The 25134-nt window shown below is 68.5% G+C and carries 21 protein-coding genes and 2 rRNA genes; 15 read left to right on the top strand and 8 right to left on the bottom strand.

Annotation, left to right across the window (positions count from 1 at the left end; translation table 11 throughout):
• Positions 1-117: 117 nt before the first annotated feature.
• Genes pstC through pstB form a run of 3 tightly spaced genes read left to right on the top strand, consistent with a single transcriptional unit; the run spans position 118 to position 3088 of the window.
• Positions 118-1197 (top strand): phosphate ABC transporter permease subunit PstC, encoded by a 1080-nt coding sequence (pstC, locus tag BS75_RS19485; RefSeq protein ID WP_034089166.1) that lies wholly within the window; start codon positions 118-120, stop codon positions 1195-1197.
• A complete protein-coding gene (pstA, locus tag BS75_RS19490; RefSeq protein ID WP_034089167.1) occupies positions 1197-2264 on the top strand; it encodes a phosphate ABC transporter permease PstA in 1068 nt (355 codons plus the stop codon). Before pstC ends, pstA begins: the two co-directional genes overlap by 1 nt.
• A gap of 47 nt (positions 2265-2311) precedes the next feature.
• Entirely contained in the window at positions 2312-3088 is a 777-nt protein-coding gene (gene pstB, locus BS75_RS19495; protein WP_034089168.1) for a phosphate ABC transporter ATP-binding protein PstB, read from the top strand.
• Positions 3089-3238: 150 nt separating this feature from the next.
• Here the strand turns inward: pstB and BS75_RS19500 are convergent, their stop codons facing one another.
• Both BS75_RS19500 and BS75_RS19505 read right to left on the bottom strand, forming a co-directional pair.
• On the bottom strand, positions 3239-4228 hold the full coding sequence (locus BS75_RS19500) for an inorganic phosphate transporter (protein WP_408022594.1): 990 nt from the start codon (positions 4226-4228) through the stop codon (positions 3239-3241).
• 11 nt (positions 4229-4239) lie between these two features.
• On the bottom strand, positions 4240-4860 hold the full coding sequence (locus BS75_RS19505) for a DUF47 domain-containing protein (RefSeq protein WP_034089170.1): 621 nt from the start codon (positions 4858-4860) through the stop codon (positions 4240-4242).
• A 257-nt stretch (positions 4861-5117) separates the two neighbouring features.
• Between BS75_RS19505 and BS75_RS19510 the strand changes: the two genes are divergently transcribed.
• Positions 5118-5450 (top strand): metal-sensitive transcriptional regulator, encoded by a 333-nt coding sequence (locus BS75_RS19510; protein ID WP_034089171.1) that lies wholly within the window; start codon positions 5118-5120, stop codon positions 5448-5450.
• A gap of 94 nt (positions 5451-5544) precedes the next feature.
• On the opposite strand, the gene BS75_RS49385 is transcribed toward BS75_RS19510, so the two are convergent.
• Together BS75_RS49385 and BS75_RS19515 are read right to left on the bottom strand one after the other, a co-directional pair.
• On the bottom strand, positions 5545-5709 hold the full coding sequence (locus BS75_RS49385; protein ID WP_169790775.1) for a hypothetical protein: 165 nt from the start codon (positions 5707-5709) through the stop codon (positions 5545-5547).
• A gap of 110 nt (positions 5710-5819) precedes the next feature.
• The gene (locus tag BS75_RS19515; protein WP_152645780.1) at positions 5820-6689 is read right to left on the bottom strand and encodes a hypothetical protein; all 870 of its coding nucleotides are present in this window, start codon (positions 6687-6689) and stop codon (positions 5820-5822) included.
• Between the two features lie 124 nt (positions 6690-6813).
• Between BS75_RS19515 and BS75_RS19520 the strand changes: the two genes are divergently transcribed.
• Together BS75_RS19520 and BS75_RS19525 are read left to right on the top strand one after the other, a co-directional pair.
• A complete protein-coding gene (locus BS75_RS19520; protein WP_034089172.1) occupies positions 6814-7068 on the top strand; it encodes a hypothetical protein in 255 nt (84 codons plus the stop codon).
• 101 nt (positions 7069-7169) lie between these two features.
• Positions 7170-8780, top strand: a complete 1611-nt coding sequence (locus BS75_RS19525; RefSeq protein ID WP_034089173.1) for an FAD-binding oxidoreductase — start codon at positions 7170-7172, stop codon at positions 8778-8780.
• Positions 8781-8844: 64 nt separating this feature from the next.
• Here the strand turns inward: BS75_RS19525 and BS75_RS19530 are convergent, their stop codons facing one another.
• Positions 8845-9582 carry a phosphatase PAP2 family protein gene (locus tag BS75_RS19530; protein ID WP_063771465.1) on the bottom strand — a complete coding sequence of 246 codons (738 nt, stop codon included), beginning with the start codon at positions 9580-9582 and terminating at the stop codon, positions 8845-8847.
• A gap of 215 nt (positions 9583-9797) precedes the next feature.
• Entirely contained in the window at positions 9798-10844 is a 1047-nt protein-coding gene (locus tag BS75_RS19535; protein ID WP_042437581.1) for a C40 family peptidase, read from the bottom strand.
• A 353-nt stretch (positions 10845-11197) separates the two neighbouring features.
• On the opposite strand from BS75_RS19535, the gene BS75_RS19540 reads away from it, so the two are divergent.
• The 9 genes from BS75_RS19540 (at position 11198) to BS75_RS19580 (ending at position 21496) form a co-directional block, all read left to right on the top strand.
• Positions 11198-11506, top strand: coding sequence for a hypothetical protein (locus BS75_RS19540; RefSeq protein WP_034089174.1), 309 nt, complete (start codon positions 11198-11200; stop codon positions 11504-11506).
• 182 nt (positions 11507-11688) lie between these two features.
• A complete protein-coding gene (locus BS75_RS19545) occupies positions 11689-12534 on the top strand; it encodes a hypothetical protein (RefSeq protein WP_231607832.1) in 846 nt (281 codons plus the stop codon).
• A complete protein-coding gene (locus BS75_RS19550; protein WP_034089176.1) occupies positions 12524-13831 on the top strand; it encodes a hypothetical protein in 1308 nt (435 codons plus the stop codon). Before BS75_RS19545 ends, BS75_RS19550 begins: the two co-directional genes overlap by 11 nt.
• Positions 13828-15366: an SCO6880 family protein gene (locus BS75_RS19555; protein WP_034089177.1), complete on the top strand. Its 1539-nt coding sequence runs from the start codon at positions 13828-13830 to the stop codon at positions 15364-15366. Before BS75_RS19550 ends, BS75_RS19555 begins: the two co-directional genes overlap by 4 nt.
• A gap of 24 nt (positions 15367-15390) precedes the next feature.
• Positions 15391-16749 carry an ATP-binding protein gene (locus BS75_RS19560; protein ID WP_034089178.1) on the top strand — a complete coding sequence of 453 codons (1359 nt, stop codon included), beginning with the start codon at positions 15391-15393 and terminating at the stop codon, positions 16747-16749.
• The gene (locus BS75_RS19565; RefSeq protein ID WP_052069549.1) at positions 16749-18581 is read left to right on the top strand and encodes a TraM recognition domain-containing protein; all 1833 of its coding nucleotides are present in this window, start codon (positions 16749-16751) and stop codon (positions 18579-18581) included. The genes BS75_RS19560 and BS75_RS19565 overlap by 1 nt, the downstream gene beginning before the upstream one ends.
• Positions 18582-18684: 103 nt before the next feature.
• Entirely contained in the window at positions 18685-20034 is a 1350-nt protein-coding gene (locus BS75_RS19570; RefSeq protein WP_034089179.1) for a glycerophosphoryl diester phosphodiesterase membrane domain-containing protein, read from the top strand.
• A gap of 115 nt (positions 20035-20149) precedes the next feature.
• A complete protein-coding gene (locus tag BS75_RS19575) occupies positions 20150-20935 on the top strand; it encodes an aminoglycoside phosphotransferase family protein (protein WP_034089180.1) in 786 nt (261 codons plus the stop codon).
• A 108-nt stretch (positions 20936-21043) separates the two neighbouring features.
• On the top strand, positions 21044-21496 hold the full coding sequence (locus BS75_RS19580) for a hypothetical protein (RefSeq protein WP_231607833.1): 453 nt from the start codon (positions 21044-21046) through the stop codon (positions 21494-21496).
• Positions 21497-21603: 107 nt separating this feature from the next.
• Here BS75_RS19580 and rrf read toward each other — a convergent pair.
• Positions 21604-21720: ribosomal RNA gene (gene rrf, locus BS75_RS19585) — 5S ribosomal RNA — on the bottom strand.
• A gap of 80 nt (positions 21721-21800) precedes the next feature.
• Positions 21801-24923: ribosomal RNA gene (locus BS75_RS19590) — 23S ribosomal RNA — on the bottom strand.
• Positions 24924-25134 lie beyond the last annotated feature (211 nt).

The raw sequence follows: 25134 nt of genomic DNA on the forward strand, positions 1-25134 counted from the left end.
AAGACAGTCCGGCGGCGCAGCACCTCTCTGGGGGGAGGGGTGCTGCGCCGCCACCGCATGTCCGGTGCACCGCCGCCCGGCGCCGTCCCCACGACGCGCCATCAGACCGGAGAATCCATGGAAATCCCGCCGCAGGACACCCCGCAGGGTGATCCTCCCGCCACCACGGCCACCGCCGAGCTGCTGGAGACCAGCAGTGCCCGGGGCCGTCGCAGCTCCACCGCCGACCAGCTCGGCAACGAGAAGTCCACCAGCATCAACACCGGCTCCAAGCGCTTCGGTGACGTGGTCTTCCACAACGCCGCCCGCGGCTCCGGCATCCTGGTACTGGTGATCATGGCGGCCATCGCGTCGTTCCTGATCTACCGGTCCTGGAGCGCCATCACCGCGGACCACACGAACTTCCTGACCACCTTCGCGTGGAGCCCGGACGACACCCCGTCGACGTTCGGCGTGGCCGTCCTGGTCTACGGAACGATCGTCAGCTCGCTGATCGCCCTGGTGATCGCGCTGCCGGTCTCCGTCGGCATCGCGCTGTTCATCTCGCACTACGCCCCGCGCCGGGTCGCCCAGGCCTTCGGCTACACCGTGGACCTGCTCGCCGCCGTGCCCAGCATCATCTTCGGCATCTGGGGCTACATGTTCCTGGTGCCGCAGATGGGCGGGATCAACGCCTGGCTGAACACGTACCTGGGCTGGACGTACATCTTCAAGCAGCAGTACCCCGGCTCCGCCGCCCGCTCGCTCTTCACCGTGGGCATCCTGCTGGCCATCATGATCCTGCCGATCATCACCGCGGTCAGCCGCGAGATCTTCCGTCAGGTCCCGCGGATGCACGAGGAGGCCGCCCTGGCCCTCGGCGCCACCCGCTGGGAGGTCATCCGGATGTCGGTGCTGCCCTTCGGCCGCGCCGGTGTGATCAGCGCCGCCATCCTCGGCCTGGGCCGCGCGCTCGGCGAGACCATGGCCGTCGCGCTGGTGCTCTCGACCAGCTCGGCCCTGTCGCTCCACATCACCGACTACGGCGGCGGCACGCTGGCGGCCAACATCGCCAACTCCTTCGCCGAGGCCTCCCCGTTCGGCGTCAACGCACTGATCGCCTCCGGTCTGGTGCTCTTCGTGATCACCCTGATCGTCAACGGTGCCGCGCGGATCATCATCCAGCGCCGCAAGGAATACTCGGGGGCGAACGCCTGATGTCCGACGTCCTGAGCAAGCCCTCGGCCATGGCCGACCCGCTGCACATCACCGGCCGCCGGCTGCCCGGCTGGACCCCCGCGGCCTCCGCGGTCGCCTCGGTGGCGGTCGCCGCCGGGATCGGCGCAGGCTTCGGCCTCTCCAGCAAGCTCCAGTGGGGCCTGATCGCCGTCCTGCTGTTCGTCGGCGCGCAGTACGTCCTCGCGGTCACCGTCGAGGGACGCCGGCAGGCCAAGGACCGGCTGGCGACCAGCCTGGTCTGGGCCGCCTTCGTGCTCGCCGTGCTGCCGCTGTTCGGCCTGATCTACTACACGGTCAGCCGCGGCATCAAGGTCATCAACGGCACCTTCCTGACCCACTCGATGGCCGGCGTGCTGGCCACCGACACCGACGGCGGCCTCTACCACGCGCTGATCGGCACCCTGGAGCAGATCGGGCTGACCATCGTGATGGCCGCCCCGATCGGCGTCCTGACCGCGGTCTTCCTGGTCGAGTACGGCAACAACCGGCTCTCCAAGGTCGTGACCTTCTTCGTCGACGTGATGATGGGCGTGCCCTCGATCGTCGCCGGTCTCTTCGTCCTGACGGTGTGGATCCTCGTCCTCGACATGCCGTACACCGGCTTCGCGGGCAGCCTGGCCCTCACCATCCTGATGATCCCCACGGTGGTCCGCTCCACCGAGGAGATGCTCAAGCTCGTTCCGAACGAACTGCGTGAAGCAAGCCTGGCCCTCGGCATCCCGAAGTGGCTGACCATCGTGCGTGTGGTGATCCCGACCGCCATCGGCGGCATCACCACCGGCATCATGCTGGCCGTCGCCCGGGTCACCGGCGAGACCGCCCCGGTGCTGCTGCTCGTGTTCACCTCCGCGGTGATCAACACCAACCCCTTCAGCAACCCGCAGTCGAACCTGCCGGTGTTCATCTACCAGGAGTTCAACCTGGGCACGAACGCCTCACAGGCCGACGCCTGGGGTGGTGCCCTGGTGCTGATCGTGCTGGTCATGCTGCTGAACCTGGTCGCCCGCGGCATCGCCCGCTGGAAGGCCCCGAAGGCATCGCGCTGACGCGCAGGCCGCCCCACAGACTTTCGGAACGAGAGAAGAAAACCATCATGGCCAAGCGCATCGACGTCAGCGGGCTGAACGCCTACTACGGGGACTTCCGGGCGGTCGAGGACATCTCGATGACCGTCGAGCCCCGCTCCGTGACCGCCTTCATCGGCCCGTCCGGCTGCGGCAAGTCCACCTTCCTCCGCACCCTCAACCGCATGCACGAGGTCATCGCGGGCGCCCGGGTCGAGGGCAAGGTCCTCCTGGACGACGAGAACCTCTACGGCGCCGGCGTCGACCCGGTCGCCGTCCGCCGCACCGTCGGCATGGTCTTCCAGCGCCCCAACCCGTTCCCCACGATGTCCATCAAGGAGAACGTGGCGGCCGGCCTCAAGCTCAACGGCGTCCGCAACAAGAAGCTGATCGACGAGGCCGTCGAGCGCTCGCTGATCGGCGCCAACCTCTGGAACGAGGTCAAGGACCGGCTCGACCGTCCCGGCGCCGGCCTCTCCGGCGGTCAGCAGCAGCGTCTCTGCATCGCCCGCGCCATCGCGGTCGAGCCCCAGGTGCTGCTGATGGACGAGCCCTGCTCCGCCCTGGACCCGATCTCCACCCTCGCCATCGAGGACCTGATCGGGACGCTCAAGGAGCAGTTCACCATCGTCATCGTCACCCACAACATGCAGCAGGCCGCTCGCGTCAGCGACCGGACCGCCTTCTTCAACCTGTCGGGCGTCGGCCAGCCGGGCCGCCTGATCGAGATCGACGCGACCGAGAAGATCTTCTCCAACCCGTCGGTCCAGGCCACCGAGGACTACATCTCCGGCCGCTTCGGGTGAGCTTCCGCTGCCCCTGCTCCTCATGAACTACCCTGCGGCGCTGCTAGGCGGTGCCGCCGCAGGGTGACCAGAAGGCCCCGCCCCGGTCTCGTACCGGGACGGGGCCTTCGAGGTTCTGCGGGGCTGCCCGGGAGTCCCGGGCCGCCGCAATCAGCGGATGATCGCCCAGCTGATCCAGTAGACGACCGCGGCGACCAGACCGGCCGCCGGCATGGTCAGGAACCAGCCGATGACGATGTTCTTGGCGACGCCCCAGCGGACCGCCCGGACCCGCTTGGTCGCCCCCACACCCATGATCGCCGAGGTGATGATGTGGGTCGTGGAGACCGGCACCTTGTAGGCGTAGGCCGTGACGTAGAGGATCGACGCGGCCACCGACTCGGCGGCGAAGCCCTGCGGCGGGTCCAGTTCGATGATCTTGCGGCCGAGGGTCCGCATGATCCGCCAACCACCGGCCCAGGTGCCCAGCGACAGCACCACCGCGGTGCTGCACTTCACCCAGAACGGGATGTTCGTCCCGGTGAAGTGGCCGGAGATGGTCAGCGCCAGCACCACCACGCCCATGGTCTTCTGCGAGTCCTGGAGGCCGTGGCCCAGCGCCATCGCCGCCGCCGAGACCGTCTGCGCCATCCGGAAGCCGCGCTTGGCCTTGTGCGGATTGGTCCGGCGGAAGATCCACATGATCGCCACCATCACCAGGAAGCCCAGCACCAGGCCGACGATCGGCGAGGTGATCATCGGGATGACCACCTTCTCCCAGACGCCGCTCCAGAAGACCTTGCTGCCGCCGGCCAGCGCCGCCCCGACCATCCCGCCGAACAGCGCGTGGGTGGACGAGGAGGGCAGGCCGAAGTACCAGGTGACCAGGTTCCAGGTGACCGCGCCGATCAGCGCCGCCCAGAGGACGACCATCCCCTGCTTGCCGTCCGGGGTCTCGATGATGCCCTTGCTGACGGTCTGTGCGACGCCGACCCCGAGGAAGGCCCCGGCCAGGTTCATCACCGCGGCCATCATCAGCGCGGCCTTCGGGGTCAGCGCCCGGGTCGACACCGAGGTGGCGATCGCGTTGGCCGAGTCGTGGAAGCCGTTGGTGTAGGCGAAGCCGTAGGCCACGCCGATCACCAGGATCAGTCCGAGCATGTTCACGCGGCTCAGGACTCCTTGACGGCGATGGTCTCCACCGTGTTCGCCACATGTTCGAACGCGTCGGCGGCCTCTTCCAGCACGTCGACGATCTGCTTCAGCTTCAGCACCTCGATGGCCTCGTAGGCGCCGCTGAACAGGTGGGCCAGCAGCTTCCGGTGGATCTGGTCGGCCTGGTTCTCCAGCCGGTTGACCTCGATCCAGTACTCCGTCAGGTTGTCCATCCCGCGCAGGTTGGGCATCGCCGCGGCGGTCAGCTCGGCCGCCCGGGACAGCACCTCGATCTGCTGGTCGACGCCCTTGGGCAGGGTGTCGATCTCGTAGAGGACGACCAGGTCGACCGCCTCCTCCATGTAGTCCATGACGTCGTCCAGCGAGGACGCCAGGCTGTAGATGTCCTCGCGGTCGAAGGGGGTGATGAAGGAGGAGTTCAGCTGGTGGAAGATCGAGTGGGTGATCTCGTCCCCCGCGTGCTCGGCCGCGCGCATCCGCTCCGCGAGGTCCGGGCGTGCGGCGACATCGGCACCGAGGAGCTCCAGCAGGAGCTTTGAGCCGACGACGATGTTGTCCGCCGAGGAGGCGAACATCTCATAGAAGCTCGTCTCCCGGGGGGTCAGACGAATACGCACAAAGTTCTCCGAAGTGCAGGGTGCGGGCGAGACGATGCTAGGCGCTGCATGCAGTGGCTCCGCGTGCCGGGGTGGCAGCGTCGGCACCCTTGCCTGCGCTTATCCTTGCGCACGCCGCATGGACGCGCTGCTCGGAGGCTGTGCACCATCAGTGTGACGGAAGCACGCTCGCAGCGCTGCCCCCGTGTACGGAAGGGCACCGGACTGGTATTCGATGCTGCGTCAGCACCGGACGGGACCTCTCGGGGCGGCCTACGATGGGCTTCGTGGAGGCCATCGAGACACCCCAGAGCCCGCCGGAGCACGGACAGCACGGCTACAGCCCGCAGCGGGACGCGCTGGTGAAGCGGCTGCGCCGGATCGAGGGTCAGGTCCGCGGACTGCAGCGGATGGTGGAGGCGGACGACTACTGCATCGACATCCTCACCCAGGTGTCGGCGAGCACCAAGGCGCTGCAGTCCTTCGCGCTGAACCTGCTGGAGGAGCACCTCCGGCACTGCGTCGCGGACGCGGTCGCCAACGGCGGTCCCGAGGCCGACGACAAGATCGCCGAAGCCACCGCAGCGATCAGCCGGCTGCTGCGCTCCTGACCGAAGGAGCGGCCCCCGGTCGCGGGGCCGCGGCCCCGCGACCGGGGGCCGCTCCGACGTACTGGTACTGCTGTGCCTGCTACTGCCGTGCCTGCTACTGGTGGGGCTCCGACTCGCAGCCGGCCAACGGGTGCTCGACCCGGAGCACCTCGTCGATCCGATCGGCCGGGAGTCGCTCGAACGGGGTAGCCGCAGCGGCGATGATCAACTCGCCGTAGAGGTCGATCTCCGCGAGGGCCACCTGGTCGTGCGCGGCCACACGCACCACCTCCTCGTCACCATCGGGCAGGGGATGCCCGATACCAGCGTAGGGAGCGCACGAGGGGCGTGCATGGCACGTCTGGGTCATTTCCCACCCCCCGGTCGGAACTACTGACCGGACGGCTGCGCCTCGTAGATGTCGGCCTTGGGGGGAACGCTCACCTTGACCGGCGTGCCGAAGTCGGAGAACTCGCCGGTGGAGACCACCACCACCTGGTCCTTGGCGGCGGAGGAGCCCGGCACCCGGCTGAAGGTGAAGATCTCGACGATCTTGTGGATCCGGCCCTGCGGGTCGAGCCAGACCTGGTAAGGGATCTTCTGCACGGTGAAGGTCTTGGCCGCCTGGGCCAGTCCGACCGCCGCCCCGCCGCCGGTGGCCGTCGCCGCCGGGGTCAGCTCCAGCGTCCCCGTGTACTGCTTCAGCACCACGCCGTCGACCGTCGAGCTGCCCGCCGGGGTGGCCGTCTGCGCGCCGCGCAGCGCGTCGGCGGCGGTGGCCGGGTCGGTCGCGCCGCTGCTGACCAGGTTTCCGTCGGCCAGCTGCTGGACGCTGACCACCACCCACTTGCCGGCCGGGACCTTGGCCGCGGTGTTCTGCATGTACACCACCCCGGGGCTGACCACCTCGGTCAGCTTGCCGGTGGAGCCGTCGCCGGGCGGGATGGTGACGACCATCTGCCCCAGTCCGCTGGAGTAGTCGTAGGAGGCCGTGCCGTGCAGGGTCATCTGCTTGGCGGCCGAGGAGGTGGTCAGCGTGGTGGCGTCCTGGACGTAGCCGGAGTGGCCGGTGTCGTCGGCCGCGGAGCGGACCGCCGTGAGCGGGTCGGCCGAGAGCGAGTCGGAGGACACCCCGGACGCCTTGGCGGAACTGCCGCCCGAGGACCCCGAGCCGGAGCAGCCCGCGAGCAGCCCGGCCGCGGCGGCGGCCACCAGCACCGCGCGAACGGCTGTACGACGGCGGGACTCACGATTCACCACGGTACGCATCTCCCTCGCAACCAACACCCAATACCGGGCTCCCCATGGCTAACGAGGCCGCGTAGTGGCGGTTACGGCAATCGTGGGGGCAGGCACCGCGACAAATCCGCGTTAACGTACGGACGTGGACAGAGATCTGGCCCCCGCCGCCACAGCGGCCCCGGGCACTGGAACCGACTCCCCGAACACCGACCCGGCCACCGACTCCGCCTCCGGTTCCGCCGAGGCCGCGGAACCCCCCGGAGCCGGCGGCTCCCACCGGACCAGCATCAACGAGAGCGGCTCCTTCACCACCGCCCGCTGCTCCTGCGGCTGGTTCGCCCCGGCCCGCCGCTCCCGCGACAAGTCCCGCCGGGACGCCGCCGCCCACACCGGCTGATGCCGGACTGAAACCGCTACCGGCCCGCAGCCGTCTCCCAGGGAGCGAGCATGTCTCCCGGGGTGCGCGCAGCATGTCGGGCCTGGCCGAGGATGGAACAGATGAGCGAAGCGATCCCGTCCCGACGGACGGTTCTCGGCGGCGCAGGCGCACTGGCCGCAGCCGCCGTCGGACTGACCGCCTGCGGCAGCAACAAGCCGGCCGCGGCCGCCTCCGTCTCCGTCTCCGGAACGGCCGGGCAGACCGGTTCCCCCGCCGTCGCCGCCGCCTCACCGGCCAAGGCCGGACCGGCCGACTGGGCCGCACTGGCCAAGGACCTCGACGGACTGCTGATCCGTCCCGGCGACAGCCGCTATGCCGGCGCGAAGCGGCTCTTCCAGCCCCAGTACGACTCGATCTCCCCCAGCGGCGTGGTGTACGTCAGCGGCGCCCACGACGTGGCGACCGCCCTCGCCTTCGCCCGGAAGTTCCAGCTCCCGGTGGCGCCCCGCAGCGGCGGGCACAGCTACGCCGGCTGGTCCTCGGGCACCGGGCTGGTGCTGGACGTCGGCAAACTCTCCGGCGTCCAGTCCTCCTCCGGCGGCGCCACCGTCGGGGCGGGCGCGCGGCTGATCGACGTCTACACCGGCCTCGCGGACCGGGGGGTGACCATCCCGGCCGGCTCCTGTCCGACCGTCGGCGTGACCGGGCTCACCCTCGGCGGCGGCATCGGGGTCACCGGCCGGGCCTACGGCCTGACCTGCGACAACCTCACCGGCGCGGAGGTGGTCACGGCCAACGGCAGCATCGTCCAGGCCAACGCCGAGAGCCACTCCGACCTCTACTGGGCGCTGCGGGGCGGTGGCGGCGGCAACTTCGGCGTGGTCACCTCGCTGTCCTTCCGGACCCACCCGGCCGTCGGGATGTCCTACGCCTTCCTCTCCTGGCCCTGGTCCCAGGCCGCCTCGGTGATCCGGGCCTGGCAGAACTGGGCGCCGAGCGCGCCCGACGGCATGTGGGCCGACCTGCACCTGCTGGTCTGGGCGGACGGGCAGTACCAGCTCGGCACCACCGTCACCTACCTGGGCTCCGAGTCCGAGCTGTCCAACCTGATCGACCGGCTGGGCGTGGCCCCGGCCTCGGTGACGCTGCGCCAGCACTCCTACCTGGAGACCATGCAGGTGATGGCCGGGGTCCAGGGCTGGTCCGAGGCAGCGGCGCACCTGCCGGGGAACCTGCCGGGGCAGAACCCGGCGGGGCAGGTCACCCGCGAGTCCTACGGCGCCCGCTCCGACATCTTCAACCGGCCGCTGAGCTCCGCCGGGGCCTCGGCCCTGGTCGCCGCGATCGAGCGCTACCCGCGGACCGGCCCCTCCGGCGGCAGCGCGGGCGTCGCCTTCGACGCCATGGGCGGCGCGATCAACCGGGTCGGCCGCAGCGCCACCGCCTTCGTGCACCGCAACGCACTGTTCACCGCCCAGTACACCGCCAACTACCCGAACGGCGTCACCGGCGGCACCGCGGCCACCCGCTCCTGGTCCTGGCTGGACGGCGTGTGGACGTCGATGCGCCCGTACGCGAGCGGCGAGGCCTACCAGAACTACATCGACCCGCACCTGACCGGGTGGGAGCAGGCCTACTACGGCAGCAACGCGGCCCGGCTGCGAACGGTGAAGCGGGCCTACGACCCGACCGACCTGTTCCACTTCCCGCAGAGCGTGCCGCTGAGCTGAGCTGAGCCGCTCCCGCTGGGGCGGCTCCTCGCTCGGGCGGCCCCTCGCTCAGGCGGTTAGGGGCTCAGGCGGCGAGGTAGTCGTCCTGCGAGGGCCCGTCACCGGGCTGGTCCGGCGCGGCCGGTGCGGTGGCGGAGTGCGGACGGCCGGCCCGGCGCCCGGAGCGGCGGCTCGGCCGGCCCGCCGGTGCGACGATCAGCGGTCCGGCGGCGGTCCGGGCGGCCGAGCGGGTGAGCGGGACCAGCACCGCCATGGCGAGCGGGGCGAGCAGCAGCACGGTCGAGGTGCCCAGGGCGTAGCCGCCGACCACGTCGGTGGGGTAGTGCACGCCCATGAAGACCCGGAGGAAGCCCTCGAAGGCGGCGAGGCCGGCCGCGATCAGCCCGAACTTCCGGTGGATCAGCAGCAGGCCGACCGCGATGGCCGCGGTGAAGGTGGCGTGGTCGCTGGCGAAGGAGCCGTTGGCCTGATGGTTGGTCAGCAGGTCGAGCTGTCCGGGGTGGGCCACGAAGGGGCGCGGCCGCTGCACGATCGCCCGTACCGGGATGTTGAGGACCAGGGCGATCCCGGAGGCCAGCCCGGCCCAGAGCACGCCGGCCACGGCGGAGGGGGCGTCCTCCCGCCGTCTGGCCCAGTTCCAGGCGACCACCAGCATCAGCACCGAGGCGAGCGGCACCCCGTACTCGCCGAGGAAGCTCAGCACGCTGTCCAGCCAGCCGGGCAGGTCGCGGGCGAACCCGTTGATGCGGGAGACGAGGGTCCAGTCGATCGAATCGCTACCATCCGCCAGCAGCGTGGCCACGCCGTACCTCCACCTGTCACCGAACCAGTTCCCCCGGCCGCCGGGGAGTCCGGTACGGCACGATCAAGTGTCCTCCCTTGACAAGGGGCACAACGCCGCGAATCACCCAAAGCGTTCCTGTGCGGGTGGAAGTTATGGGAATGTGACGCATCGATCACTTCGCCGCCACAAGCCCGCGCCCGCCCGTACGCCCGCGCAGTTTCGGCGCGTCACTTCTACGACAGTGAGCCCCCGTTGGCGATCCCGCCGTTGGGCTGCAGGACCGGCAGCGCGGAGGCGCCCTCGGCGGTGACCCTGGTCGCACCGAAGTAGTCGCCCTCGGCGTCGATGGAGTCGTAGCGGATGACCGACCCGGTGTGCGGGGCGTCGATCATCATGCCGCCGCCGACATAGATGCCGACATGGTGGATCTTGCTGGGGTCGGTCGGGGAGGTGGAGAAGAAGACCAGGTCCCCCGGCTGCAGCTGGGCCCTGGTGGGGTGCGGCCCGGCGTACCACTGGTCGGCGGCCACCCGGGGAATGGCGATCCCGACGCTGGCGTACGCCGCCTGGGTCAGCCCGGAGCAGTCGAACTCGTAGTTCTGCGAGGCCTTCCCCTCGCCGCCCCAGAGATAGGGGGTGCCGAGCCGCGCCTGGGCGAAGTAGATGGCCCCGGCAGCCTGGGCGGAGTAGCTGATGGTGGTCGCCGCCGCGAAGGACTCCGAGAGCTTGTTGATGTTGGTGACGTAGTCCTCGGTCTGGGTGTAGCCGGGGATCCCGTCGGAGCTGATGACCGCATAGGGGCCGGCGTTGTACGCGGCCAGCATGTTGGAGGTGGCGTTGCCCGGGACGTTCTTGGTGTCCTGGGCGAGCTGGCAGTCGTAGGTCGCGGCCGAGGGGATGGCGTCGGCCGGGTCCCAGACGTCGGGGCTGGCGTGCGCGTGGGTCGGGTCGATGCCGTAGATCGCCCAGGTGCCCGGCATGAACTGGGCGATGCCCTGGGCGCCGACCGGACTGACCGCGTTCGGATCGAAGCCGCTCTCCTGGTACATCTGTGCGGCCAGCAGCGGCGGCGACAGCTGCGGGCAGAGCGTCCCCCACTGCTGGATCAGCGGGGCGTAGGCGGCGGGCACCGTCCCCGGGGCCAACTGCTGCGAAGCCGTCTGCTGGCTCTGGAAGATCGAGCCGGCTGCGGCATAGGTACCGACGACCAGGAGGACCAGGAACCCGGCCACCGCCCCGCCGCCGCCACCGAGGGCGATCCAGGTCCGCTTCGACGCCATCAGCTGCTCGCCGACGCTGCGTCAGGGACTGGGCCGAGGGCCGACCATGGCAGTACCGTACGGATCGAACGCATATGCCACCTGCCCCGGTCGACGGTATTTGCGAATGCCTCACCAGAGTCTGGACCAGGGCGTTGCCCTGCGCAATCACCTGCGATACACAGAGTAAGCGGTAGTCTCATCCGAGCGGCTGCGAGCTCCATGGGGTCCCATGGTGGCACCTGTGGCGCATCACTCAACGGCGTTCCTTGGGAAAGTGGCCAAGTCGACTTCGGTTCTGGCCAAGAATAGGACTGGGCCCTGCACCACGGCCGGGTGTTGGGCTTTGATTGATGATCAGGTGGGTGGTTGGTATGTACCTCAGCGCTAACAAGAACGACATCAACAGCATCATCAGCGGGATCGCTCCCAACTGGGGACCGTTCGCGAGCCTCGGTACGGAGGCGAGGACCATGGTGGAGGTCGTGATGGCCTTCGCCATCCTGGGCTGCCTCGCCATCGCGATCTGGGGCGCCGCGAAGCAGCGGATCGGAGCGACGGCACTGCGGGACACGTTCAGTGCCGAGCAGGGCAAGGGTTTGATCATTGCGGGGCTGACCGGCGTGTTCATCATCGGATCGCTCGGTACGTTGTTCACCATTGTGTACGGGATGGCGATCTGATTATTCGTCCGGATGGTCCGAGCGTCTCCCTGCGCGTCCTCCCATGAGTACCGGATCGGCCAAGCTCTCCCCACGGGCCGCCGTTCAGGTGACACCCTTCTACTCAGCCATGCCGTTCTGCCGCTCTGATCCGTCTCCGTCCACGTCCCGCCCACCCTCGTCCCAAGGGGGCCGCTGTGTCTGTGCCTGAAGACCAGCCGCACACGCGTACCCGCTACCCGGCGGGGGATGCGCCACCAGACCCGGCACCGGGCCGCCGTCCACTGCGGACGCTGGCGCTGGTCCTTGCTGCGGTGGTGGCGCTGTTGGTCGTGGTCGCGGTGGTCAACCGCACCAGCGGCAGCAGCACGCCGTCCGGCGCGGCGGCGGGCGGCAGCACCTCGAGCAACGGCGGCGGGAGCGGCGGGAGCGGGAGCGGAAGCGGAAGCGGAAGCGGTGCGAACGCCTCGGCGACCGCGCCGACCGGAACCAACCCGGTGACGACCTCTCAGGACGGCATCGCCACCGGCTTCCCGGACACCTCGGAGGGCGCGCAGTCGGCGGCGGTGAACTACAGCGTGGCGCTGGGCTCCAGCGAGATGTACGCGACGGACTCACGGCACGCGATAGTGGCCACGGTTGCCGACCCGGCAGATCAGAGTGCGCTGGACGGCCAGATGGATCCGTCCTACACGTCGCTGGCGGCAAGGTTGGGACTCCAGAACGGCGCAGGGCCGGCCGGGCAGACCTTCGTCTCACGAACAGTTCCCGTCGGAACCAAGGTCGACAGTTACAGCGATGACCACGCAACGGTGGAGGTCTGGTCGACAGGCATGATCGGCTTGGCAGGCACGGGTTCCACGAACCCGGTGACTCAGTACTGGTTCACCGTCACCATCCAACTTCACTGGACGGATGGCGACTGGAAGGTCACCTCCTTCAGCCAAAAGGACGGCCCCACACCAGTGTCCGGAAGTCAGGCTGCCTCCAGCGCCAACGACATCGCCAACGCCGTGAACCAATTCGGAGGGTTCCGCTATGCCCGCTAACCTCCGTCGGATCGCGGGCCTGAGCATGGCGCTGGCGACCGTTCAGCTCGTCGCTCTTACTGTCGCAGCTGCCGCCTTCGCGGCGCCCAGCCCGTCCGCGTCGCCCACCGCATCAGGTAGCGCAAGTTGCAGCGGGCTCATCGGCTTCGGCAAGACCGTCTGCGAGAACCAGAACAAGACCGGGTCCACCGGCGGCGGCAGCAGCATCCTGCCGAGCTCCGTGGACCCACTGCAGTCGCTGGCCAGCGGCTGCGCCACCGCCGCGGCGTGGGTGATCCGGAAGCTCTCCGACGGGATCAACGCGACCACCACCGTCGACTTCACCAACTCCTCCTTCCTCCGCGCCTACGCGGTGGTCTTCGCCGCCTCGACCTTCCTGACGCTGATCCTCTGGCTGCTCGCCGTCGCCAAGCGGGCGGTCCGCGGCGTGCCGTTCCACCAGGCGATCGGCGAGGCCATCGGCTTCCTCTGGCTGACGGTGATCGCCTCGGCGTTCACGCCGCTGATCCTCTACACCGTCGTCAGCGCCACGGACGGGCTGACCACAGCCATCGCGGCCGGCACCAAAACCAATACCGCCGACTATCTGGGCTCCTTCGCCAACGCCCTCACCAGCGGGAACATCGGCGGCGGGCCGATCATCCTGGTGCTGGTGTCACTCGTGGCGATCCTCGCCGCGGCCGTGCTGTGGATCGAGATGCTGATCCGCGCAGCCATGCTCTACGTCGGCGCACTGCTCGGCACCGCCGTCTACGCCGGGCTGGTCGACAAGCAGCTGTGGACGCACGTGCGCCGCTGGGCCGGGGTGATGGTCGCGGTGGACCTGATCAAGCCGGTGATCGTGATCGTGCTCGGCCTGGCCGGGGCCATCGCCAGCAACGCCGGGGCCAACGACGCCTTCTCGACCGTGCTCTCGGGCGTGGCGATCCTCGTCCTCTCCATCTTCGCCAGCAGCGCGATCTACCGCTTCGTGCCCGGCTTCGGCGACGAGATGGTCGCCATGCGCCGGGCCCGCGCCAGTGCGGTCAGCGCCGGCTCGGCCGTGGTGAACGGCCCGGCGAACTTCATGAAGCAGGGCATCAACACCCACGCCGGCCGGGACTCCGGCGACGGCGGCGGCGCCCCCAGCGGCAAGAGCGGCACCAGCGGATCGACCGGCGCCGGCGCGGGCATCGCCGCGCACGGCTCGCGGACCGCGCCCGCGCCTCCCCAGCAGTCCACCGGCAGCAAGGCTCCGGCCGGCACCGGCAGCAGTTCCGGATCCAACAGCAGCACCGCTCAGGGAGGCCGTCCGTGACCACCCAACCCGTCGGGGGTTACCGGCGTACGTATCTGATCGGCAAGGCCAAGCCGAACGCCGTCATCGGCAAGAACCGCGACAGCGGCGAGGTCTTCCTGATCATCTTCGGGGCCTTCCTCGGGATGATGTGGGGCATCCTGGTGCCGGTCCTGGCACTGCGGCTGCTCGGGCTGCTCTTCTTCCCGCTGGTGGCGTTCGCCATCGTGTACATGCCGTACCGCAAGCGGACCTTCTACCGCTGGGCGGAGATCAACCGCACCTACCGCCGCACCGTGCGCTCCTCCGCCGCCGCCTGGCGGTCGGATGTCCATGAGGCCGGGACCCGGCTGGACGGCCGCGAGGTCGAGATCGGGCCGCCGCCCGGGATCGGCCGGATCCGCTGGCTGGCCGCGCCCTTCGGCCCGGACGAGGTCGCGGTGCTGATGCACCTCAACCGCCGCACGGTGACCGCCGCGATCGAGATCGAGGGCCCCGGCGTCGGCCTGCGCGACTCGGAGGACCAGGAGGCCCTGGTCGAGCGCTTCGGCACGCTGCTCAAGCACGTGGCCAACGGCGACGGTTTCGTGACCCGGCTCCAGGTCCTGGCCCGGACCCTGCCGGCCGACCCGGACGCCCACGCCAAGGACGTCGCCCGGCGCGGCGACCCGGACGCGCCGCCGTGGCTGATGGACTCCTACGACCAGCTCCAGGCGATGGTCTCCACCTCCTCCGAGCAGCACCGCGCCTACCTGGTCGCCTGCATGCCCTACACCCGCGACCTGGCCGCCGAGGCCCATGTGATGGGCCGCACCGAACGCGGCGGGACCCGGGGCGACGAGGGCCTGGCCGCGGTGATGGCCCGTGAGCTGAACGACATCTGCGCCCGGCTGGCCGAGGCCGACATCCGGGTCCGCCAGCCGCTGGGACAGGCCCGGCTGAGCTCGCTGCTGCACTCGATGTACGACCCGGACCACCAGATCGACCACCTCCAGGCGATGTCGAGGCGCAACGCCTGGCCGGCCGAGCTGGACGCCACCCACCCCAACTACCTCCAGGCGAAGACCCGCGAGTCCGCCACCCGCGAGCCCTGGTGCCACGCCACCGCCTGGATCAAGGAGTGGCCGCTGACCCCGGTCGGCGTCAACTTCCTCGCCCCGCTGCTGGTGCACACCCCGGACGTGATCCGGACCGTGGGCGTCACCATGGACCTGGAGCCGACCGACGTCGCCATCGAGCGGATGCTGACCGAGAAGACCAACGACGACGCGGAGGCCAGCCGCCAGGCCAAGCTGAACCGCACCGTCGACCCCCGCGACGCCGCCCACAGCGGGCGCGTGGACCAGCGTGGGGAGGATCTCGCCTCGGGCGCGGCGGGCGTGAACCTGGTCGGCTACATCACCGTCAGCTCCCGTACGCCGGAGGCACTTGCCCGTGACAAGCGGACAATCAGAGCGTCGGCGGGAAAGAGCTACCTGAAGCTCGAATGGTGCGACCGCGAGCACCACCGCGCCTTCGTCAACACGCTCCCGTTCGCCACCGGCATCCGTCGCTGACCACCAGCCCACAGGAGGCACCGCATGCCAGCAGCACCCGTGGGCGGCCTGACCGAGGCCTTCACCACCTTCTTGTTCGGCAAGAACGAGACGACCCGGCTGCCCGTCCGCACCTCCACCGGACAGGCACAGGCCGTCTACCTGCCGACGGCGGCCCCGGGTCTCGGCGACTCCGGCGTGATCATCGGCCGTGAGGTCTACAGCGGCAAGGGCTACGTCTACGACCCCTTCCAGCTCTACGGCCAGCAGCTGCCGGCCCCGCACTGGCTGGTGCTCGGCGAGTCCGGCAACGGCAAGTCCGCGCTGGAGAAGACCTATGTGCTGCGGCAGCTCCGGTTCCGCGACCGGCAGGTCGTCGTCCTGGACGCCCAGGGCGAGGACGGCGTCGGCGAGTGGAACCTGATCGCCCGGGCCCTCGGAATAACTCCGGTCCGGCTGGACCCGCAGGCGGCCCTCGCCGGCGGGGTCAAGCTCAACCCGCTGGACCCGGCGATCACCTCGACCGGCCAGCTGGCGCTGCTGCGCACCATCGTCGAGGTGGCCATGGGCCGTGGCCTGGAGGAGCGGGCCGGCTTCGCCCTCAAGGCGGCGCACGCCCACATCCTGGCCACCGTCACCGACCGGCAGCCGGTGCTCGCCGACATCATCGACACCCTGCGCTCCCCCAACACCGACTTCATCGACCCGCTGGGCGTCTCGCTGCCGGACATCCAGACCTGGGGCCTGGATGTCGCGCTGGTCCTGGACCGGCTGGTCGACGGCGACCTCCAGGGCATGTTCGACGGCCCGACCACCACCGACATCGACCTCGACGCGCCGCTGATCGTCTTCGACCTCTCGCACATCGACCGCAACTCGATCGCCATGCCGATCCTGATGGCGATCGTCGGAGTCTGGCTCGAACACACCTGGATCCGCCCCGACCGGAAGAAGCGGATCTTCCTGGTCGAGGAGGCCTGGCACATCATCAACTCGCCCTTCGTGGCCCAGCTCTTCCAGCGGCTGCTGAAGTTCGGCCGCCGGCTCGGGCTCTCCTTCATCGCCGTGGTCCACCACCTCTCCGACGTGGTCGACGGCGCTGCGGCCCGCGAGGCCTCGGCGATCCTGAAGATGGCCTCGACCCGCACCATCTACATGCAGAAGGCCGACGAGGCCCGGGCCACCGGCCGGGTGCTCGGCCTGCCGCGCTGGGCCGTGGAGATCATTCCGACCCTCGCCCCCGGCATCGCGGTCTGGGACGTCAACGGCAACGTCCAGGTCGTCAAACACCTGATCACCGAGCACGAACGACCGCTCGTCTTCACCGACCGGGCCATGACGGAGGACGCCATCATCGAGCGAACACGGGCGTCGAAACAGCTGGCCGACGACCCGGCGGCGTGATGTCCGAGCAGACCTACCGCAACAAGGGCGGACGGCAGTCCCCCGGCTCCCCCGAGCCCTCGCGAGGCGTCCCCGACGGCGCGATCGTCGGCCTGCTGGCGGTGCTGCTCGGGACCACCGCGCTGGTGTGGACCTCGACGGCGCTGGCCGGCCTGGCCACCCACGGCCATCTGCCGCACCCGCTCCCCTTCGAGGACACCCCGGAGGCGATCCGGCAGCTGGCGACCGGCCCCGGCAACCTCGCCGCCGCCTGGTCCGACACCCCGGCGGCCCAACTGCCGTCGGCGACGGCCTTCTGGACGGTGTTCGCGGTCCTGCTGGCCGTGCTGCTCGCGGTGGTGCTGACCATACTCACGGCGTGGACCCGACTGCGCCGGGCCGCGCGCGACTCCGTCCGCACGACAGCGGGGACGCGAGACACGGAACCGGAACCAAGAGCGGGGCAGGGAGCGGGACCGCTGCGCGGAAGCACCGCCTCCGCCGCAGCGCCCGTGCACCGGCCGCCGGCCGATCTGCCCGCCCCACGCAGCGTCCCTTCTGTCCCGGCCACCCCAGCTGTCCCCGCCGCCCCGACCGTCACAGCGCCGGCCGAGCCGCCGGCCGAGCCCGCACCGAACCGTCCGTTCGCCCTGCCGGCCGGCGCGGTCTGCCTCCTCACCCCCGACCCGGTCGCCTCCGCCCCGGCGAAGCACCGCCTCCTGCACAAGGCCCTGCACAGCGCCACCGGGCCGGTCCTGGTCGTCAGCGACGACCTCGGCCTCTGGGAGGACCGTCCCCCGCACCGCGACGCCCGCCTCTTCGACCCGCTGCAACTGGTCGACGCCGACAGCGAGACCCGCGTCCGCTGGGCGCCGCACAACCACTGCGAGGACCCCGCCGTCGCCCTCTCCCGCGCCCGCGCCCTGCTCTTCCCGACCAGGCGCGGCGGGGACTCCGCCGGGGAACGCGACATCCAGGAGACCGCGCAGACCCTGCTCCGCTGCTGGCTGCACGCCGCCGCCCTGGACGGACGCCCGTTCCGGCACGTGCTGCGCTGGGCCACCGGAACCGCCCGGCACGAGGCCGTCACCGTCCTCCGCACCGCCGACCCGCTCGCCAGCGGCCCGGGCTGGGCCGGAGAGCTCCAGGCCGCTCTCTCCGGTACCGAGGACATGCGCGAAGCCGCCTTCGACCGGGTCCTGTCCGCCCTCGACGGCCTCTCCGACCTCCACGTCCTGAAGGCCTGCTCACCGGGTACCCCGCAGGACTCCCTCGACCTGGACAGCTTCCTGCAGAACCGGGGAACGCTGTACGTCGTCGGACGCGGCGACGAGTCCCGGGTCAGCCGCGCCACCCACAGCGCGATGCCACTGCTCACCGCACTGGTCGAGGACGTGGTCGAGCACGGTCGGCGGACGGCCGTACGGTCGGCCTCCGGCCGGCTCGACCCCCCGCTGCTCTGCGTCCTGGACCGGGTCGCGGCGGTGGCGCCCTTCCCCGGGCTCCCCGACCTGATGGCCCGCGGCGGCCCGCTCGGCCTCAATGTGCTGACCGTCCTCCGCTCCCCCGAGCAGGCCCGGGCCCGCTGGGGCGAGCGCGCCCTCCACAGCCTGTGGACAAACTCGGACGCCGGCGCCATCCTCGGCCCCGCCCGCGGACCCGTCGCCCTGCCCGGCGGCAGCACCGGCAGCAGCGGCACCCCCGGCACCCCCTCCGGCCAGGCTCCCGGCCCGGAGGCCGAGGCCGGCCTGGCCCAGGACGAGCTGCTGCTGCTCCGCCCCCGCCACCCCGCCGAGCGCTTCCAACTGCCTCCCGACGTGATATACGACGGATCGGCTGCCGCAAAGGCCTGAGAGTCACGTAATCTCGGGGGCCACAGGCGTCCGCACCACAATCGGTGGTACCGACGGCAAGCGGCGACGGCAAGCGGCGACGCAGGAAGCGAGCATCAGCAGTATGAGCACCTACGGGGGATGGCCGAGCCCGCCCACCGCGCCCGGCTGGAACTACCGGCCACAGGCACCACAGCCAGGGGTCGTTCCACTGCAGCCGCTGCGGGTCGGAGACATCGTCGGCGGGGTGTTCCGAACCCTCGGCCGCTACTTCTGGTCCGTCTACGGACCGATACTCCTGACCGCCCTGGCCTTCTACGCGGTCTTCGCGGTCGGCCTGGCCTTCAGCTACAGCCCGCTGCACGACGTCTACAACGACTTCCAGGCCCAGGACAAGCTGACGGGAGGCCAGGTGGGCGAGCTGCTGACCGTCGTCGGCCTGCTGTTCGTCCTGCTCATGCTCGGCTCCCTCGTCGGCTTCCTGGTGACCACCGTGACCTCGACGGCGGTACTCCGCCATGCCGTCATCGGGCGCCCGGTGACGCTCCGGCAGATCGTCCGTGAATCCGTTCCGCACCTGTGGCGGACGATCGGCACGGTCCTGCTGATGGTGCTCTGCGCCATCGCGGTCCTCTTGGTGCCCATGATCCTCTTCGTCGTCCTGGCCGCGGTCGGAGGCGGCGGAGGCGCGGCCTTCGGCTTCCTGCTGCTGCTCGCCGGCTACATCGTGATCTTCTACGCCGTGATCCGGCTGACCCTCGTCGTCCCCGTCGTCGTCCTGGAGAACCAGCGACCGGTGGCGGCCATTCGACGGGCCTGGCGGCTGAACCAGAACAACTGGTGGCGCACGCTCGGCATCACCCTCCTGGTCTCCCTCATCGGCGGCATCGCCTCACAGCTGGTCAACACCCCCGTCTCGCTGATCACCAGTGGCTCTGTCCTCACCACGCTCGTCCCGCAGCCGGGCACGACCTGGAACGTGGCCACCAACCTGCCCTCCTTCGGTTCGCTCTGGCTCTACGCCCTCGGGCTGGGCGTCAGCTCGCTGTTCAGCCTGTTGTTGATGCCGCTCACCGCGCTGACCAACGGCCTGCTCTACATCGACCAGCGGATCCGCCGGGAGAGCCTCGACGAGCAGTTGGCCGCCGAGGCCGGCATCACCCTGGTGACCACCCCGCCGGCCGGAGCCTGGGGCGCCGGCTGGGGCCAGCAGCCTTACGGCCAGGCCCCGTACGGCGGCCAGGCCCCGTACGGCCAGCCGTACGGCGGGTGGCCCGGCCAGCAGCCTCCGGCGTACGGCCAGCCCCCGTACTCCGCCCCGCAGGCGCCGACCGCACCTACCGGGTCGGGCGCGCCGACGGTCCCGCCCCAGTCCACCCCGGTCGACGAGCCCACCCCGGCCGCGCAGGCGACACCGGTGACACAGACCGAGGACACGGCGTCCCCCGAGGACGGCAGGCCGACGGCCGAGTAGCCCCTGCCGACGCCGAAGCACCAGGCCCTCTGCCCGATTCCTCCTCGGAGGGAGAGAAGCAGAGGGCTTCGTGCTGCTCCGGAAACCGATTGCTGCCCTGACTAGGGTCGTCTGCATGGAAGAGATCGAACTCGTCGGCGGGGTCAACCGCGTGATCCGCCGTGGTGCGACCGTCAGCCGTCCCACCGGACCGTGGACCTCCGCCGTCCACCGGCTGCTCGACCATCTCGCGGCACAGGGCTTCACCGGTGCCCCGCGCGTGCTCGGCACCAGCCCGGACGGCTCGACCGAGACCCTGACCTACCTCGACGGCGAGGTCCTCGACTACCCGCTCCCGGCCTACGCCCGGAGCGACGCCGCCCTCCGCAGCGCGGCCCAGCTGCTGCGCCGGTTCCACGACGCCACCACAGGCTTCGTCGCCGCTCCCGGGGACGTCTGGCAACTGCCCGCCCGCGAACCGGCCGAGGTCATCTGCCACGGCGACGCGGCCACCTACAACTGCGTCTTCCGCAACGGACTCCCGGTCGCCCTCATCGACTTCGACACCGCCCACCCGGGGCCCCGGCTCTGGGACGCCGCCTACACCGCCTACCGGTTCGTCCCACTGCACGCGGCCCACGCGGACGAGGGCACGCTGCCCCTGCCCGAACAGGCCCGTCGACTGGCCCTGTTCGCCGCGGCCTACGGCTTCGACGAGACGGAACTCGGCCGGCTCCCGGCCATGGTGGCCGACCGGCTCCAAGCCCTGGTGGACTTCATGACCGCCCGAGCCGCCGAGGGCCATCCGGCCTTCACCCAGCACCTGGCCGAGGGCCACCACCAGCGCTACCTCGCCGACGCCGACTACGTCACCAGCCATGCCGACGCCCTCGGCGCAGGCACGTCACAGTCTCGGCCATGACAGCTGTCATGCCGGACTGAGGACAGCTGATCCTGACGGCAGCAGGGGTGACTACGGAAGACTCTTCCTTGTCGGCAGGGGCCGACTGAGGATCCATCAGGGGGAATCATGTCCATCGCCGCCACCGCCACCGCTGACACCCAGCCGAGCGAGGTCACCGCCGCGCCTGTGGACCCGCAGCTGCGGCCGCTGCCGGTCTGGTACTTCGCCCTGGAAGGGATCCTCGGCGGGACCTACGACATCTGCAAGGCCGACCCGCAGCTCTTCCCCTACATCGTCGGCATGATCGCAGTGAACGCCGTCATCTCCATGACCGTGCTCCGCAAGCGCCTCCGGCTGGTCCGGAAGATGCTCAAGAACAGCCGCACCCGATTCATTGCCATCGGCCTGGTTGCCCTCCGCTTCGGGGTGCACTTCCTGCTCGCCTTCCTCGGCACCATGTTTGCCGGCGCCACCGGGCACTACCTGCTCGCCGGCCTGATGTCCGTCACCACGGTCACCCTGCTCTGGTTCGACCAGCGCGTGAGCTTCCGCGCCCTCGGCCTCGACCTCAAGCGCTGAACCGGACGGGACCCGGGCACCCAGGGGGTGCTCGGGTGTTTCCGTCTGTGTCCGGACATGCCGAAGAGCCCCCTGACCACTGGTCAGGGGGCTCTTCGGCAAAGGTTGTTCGGCGGCGTCCTACTCTCCCACAGGGTCCCCCCTGCAGTACCATCGGCGCTGTGAGGCTTAGCTTCCGGGTTCGGGATGTAACCGGGCGTTTCCCTCACGCTATGACCACCGAAACACTATGAAGATATCGACTAACACGCTGCCGGAAGCAGGGGTCGTTTCTTCAGAACAACACAGTGGACGCGTAGCAACTATGGACAAGCCCTCGGCCTATTAGTACCGGTCAGCTCCACCCCTCACAGGGCTTCCACATCCGGCCTATCAACCCAGTCGTCTACTGGGAGCCTTACCCACTCAATGGTGGTGGGAGTCCTCATCTCGAAGCAGGCTTCCCGCTTAGATGCTTTCAGCGGTTATCCCTCCCGAACGTAGCCAACCAGCCATGCCCTTGGCAGGACAACTGGCACACCAGAGGTTCGTCCGTCCCGGTCCTCTCGTACTAGGGACAGCCCTTCTCAAGACTCCTGCGCGCGCAGCGGATAGGGACCGAACTGTCTCACGACGTTCTAAACCCAGCTCGCGTACCGCTTTAATGGGCGAACAGCCCAACCCTTGGGACCTACTCCAGCCCCAGGATGCGACGAGCCGACATCGAGGTGCCAAACCATCCCGTCGATATGGACTCTTGGGGAAGATCAGCCTGTTATCCCCGGGGTACCTTTTATCCGTTGAGCGACGGCGCTTCCACAAGCCACCGCCGGATCACTAGTCCCTGCTTTCGCACCTGCTCGACCCGTCGGTCTCACAGTCAAGCTCCCTTGTGCACTTACACTCAACACCTGATTGCCAACCAGGCTGAGGGAACCTTTGGGCGCCTCCGTTACATTTTAGGAGGCAACCGCCCCAGTTAAACTACCCACCAGACACTGTCCCTGATCCGGATCACGGACCCAGGTTAGACATCCAGCACGACCAGAGTGGTATTTCAACGACGACTCCACAACCACTGGCGTGGCCGCTTCACAGTCTCCCACCTATCCTACACAAGCCGAACCGAACACCAATATCAAGCTATAGTAAAGGTCCCGGGGTCTTTCCGTCCTGCTGCGCGAAACGAGCATCTTTACTCGTAATGCAATTTCACCGGGCCTATGGTTGAGACAGTCGAGAAGTCGTTACGCCATTCGTGCAGGTCGGAACTTACCCGACAAGGAATTTCGCTACCTTAGGATGGTTATAGTTACCACCGCCGTTTACTGGCGCTTAAGTTCTCAGCTTCGCTCCGTCGAAACAGAACTAACCGGTCCCCTTAACGTTCCAGCACCGGGCAGGCGTCAGTCCGTATACATCGCCTTACGGCTTCGCACGGACCTGTGTTTTTAGTAAACAGTCGCTTCTCGCTGGTCTCTGCGGCCGGCCCCAGCTCGGAGTGCAAGACTCGTCACCAGTTCCGGCCCCCCTTCTCCCGAAGTTACGGGGGCATTTTGCCGAGTTCCTTAACCATAGTTCACCCGAACGCCTCGGTATTCTCTACCTGACCACCTGAGTCGGTTTGGGGTACGGGCCGCCATGAAACTCGCTAGAGGCTTTTCTCGACAGCATAGGATCATCCACTTCACCACAATCGGCTCGGCATCAGGTCTCAGGCTCATGTTGTGCGGATTTGCCTACACAACGCCCTACACCCTTACCCCGGGACTACCACCGCCCGGGCTGGACTACCTTCCTGCGTCACCCCATCGCTCACCTACTACCCTGTTGGGTCAGCGGCTCCACCACTCCTCATCACCCGAAGGATCCGAGACGGCTTCACGGCTTTAGCATTCAGAGGTTCGACGTTGGCGCTTCAAAGCGGGTACGGGAATATCAACCCGTTGTCCATCGACTACGCCTGTCGGCCTCGCCTTAGGTCCCGACTTACCCTGGGCAGATCAGCTTGACCCAGGAACCCTTGGTCAATCGGCGCAAGAGTTTCCCACTCTTGTATCGCTACTCATGCCTGCATTCTCACTCGTATACCGTCCACGACTGGCTTCCGCCGCCGCTTCACCCGGCACACGACGCTCCCCTACCCATCACAGCCCCCGTTAGGAGTTAAGCTGCAATGACACGGCTTCGGCGGTGTACTTGAGCCCCGCTACATTGTCGGCGCGGAATCACTTGACCAGTGAGCTATTACGCACTCTTTAAAGGGTGGCTGCTTCTAAGCCAACCTCCTGGTTGTCTCTGCGACTCCACATCCTTTCCCACTTAGCACACGCTTAGGGGCCTTAGCCGGTGTTCTGGGCTGTTTCCCTCTCGACCATGGAGCTTATCCCCCACAGTCTCACTGCCGCGCTCTCACTTACCGGCATTCGGAGTTTGGCTAAGGTCAGTAACCCGGTGGGGCCCATCGCCTATCCAGTGCTCTACCTCCGGCAAGAAACACGCGACGCTGCACCTAAATGCATTTCGGGGAGAACCAGCTATCACGGAGTTTGATTGGCCTTTCACCCCTAACCACAGGTCATCCCCCAGGTTTTCAACCCTGGTGGGTTCGGTCCTCCACACGGTCTTACCCGCGCTTCAACCTGCCCATGGCTAGATCACTCCGCTTCGGGTCTTGGGCGCGCTACTAAACCGCCCTATTCGGACTCGCTTTCGCTACGGCTACCCCACACGGGTTAACCTCGCAACACACCGCAAACTCGCAGGCTCATTCTTCAAAAGGCACGCAGTCACGACAGCTATGTGCAAGCACACGCTGCGACGCTCCCACGGCTTGTAGGCACACGGTTTCAGGTACTATTTCACTCCGCTCCCGCGGTACTTTTCACCATTCCCTCACGGTACTGTCCGCTATCGGTCACTAGGGAATATTTAGGCTTAGCGGGTGGTCCCGCCAGATTCACACGGAATTTCTCGGGCTCCGTGCTACTTGGGAGAAACTCAAGAGAGCCGTACAGGTTTCGTCTACGGGGGTCTTACCCTCTACGCCGGACCTTTCGCATGTCCTTCGACTACCCATACGGTTTCTGACTCTCCGACCGGCCGGCAGACCGATCAAGAATTTTCCCACGACCCCGCAATGGCAACCCCTGCCGGGTATCACACCACTACGGTTTAGCCTCATCCGATTTCGCTCGCCACTACTCTCGGAATCACGGTTGTTTTCTCTTCCTGCGGGTACTGAGATGTTTCACTTCCCCGCGTTCCCTCCACACTGCCTATGTGTTCAGCAGCGGGTGACAGCCCATGACGACTGCCGGGTTTCCCCATTCGGACACCCCCGGATCAAAGCTCGGTTGACAGCTCCCCGGGGCCTATCGCGGCCTCCCACGTCCTTCATCGGTTCCTAGTGCCAAGGCATCCACCGTGCGCCCTTAAAAACTTGGCCACAGATGCTCGCGTCCACTGTGCAGTTCTCAAGCAACGACCAGCCACCCATCACCCCCACACCACAACGGCATAAAGTTCACTGGGGCCGGCGTACCGAAGACAGACCTTGCGGCCGTGCCCTCAGGACCCAACAACGTGCCCGACCCGACCAACACCCACAGAACTTTCCACGCCGAAGCAGTACTCGTGTCCATGACGATGATCGCGCC

Origin of the sequence: Streptacidiphilus albus JL83 (genome assembly GCF_000744705.1) — a bacterium.
In the GTDB taxonomy this organism is placed as follows: Bacteria; Actinomycetota; Actinomycetes; order Streptomycetales; family Streptomycetaceae; genus Streptacidiphilus; species Streptacidiphilus albus.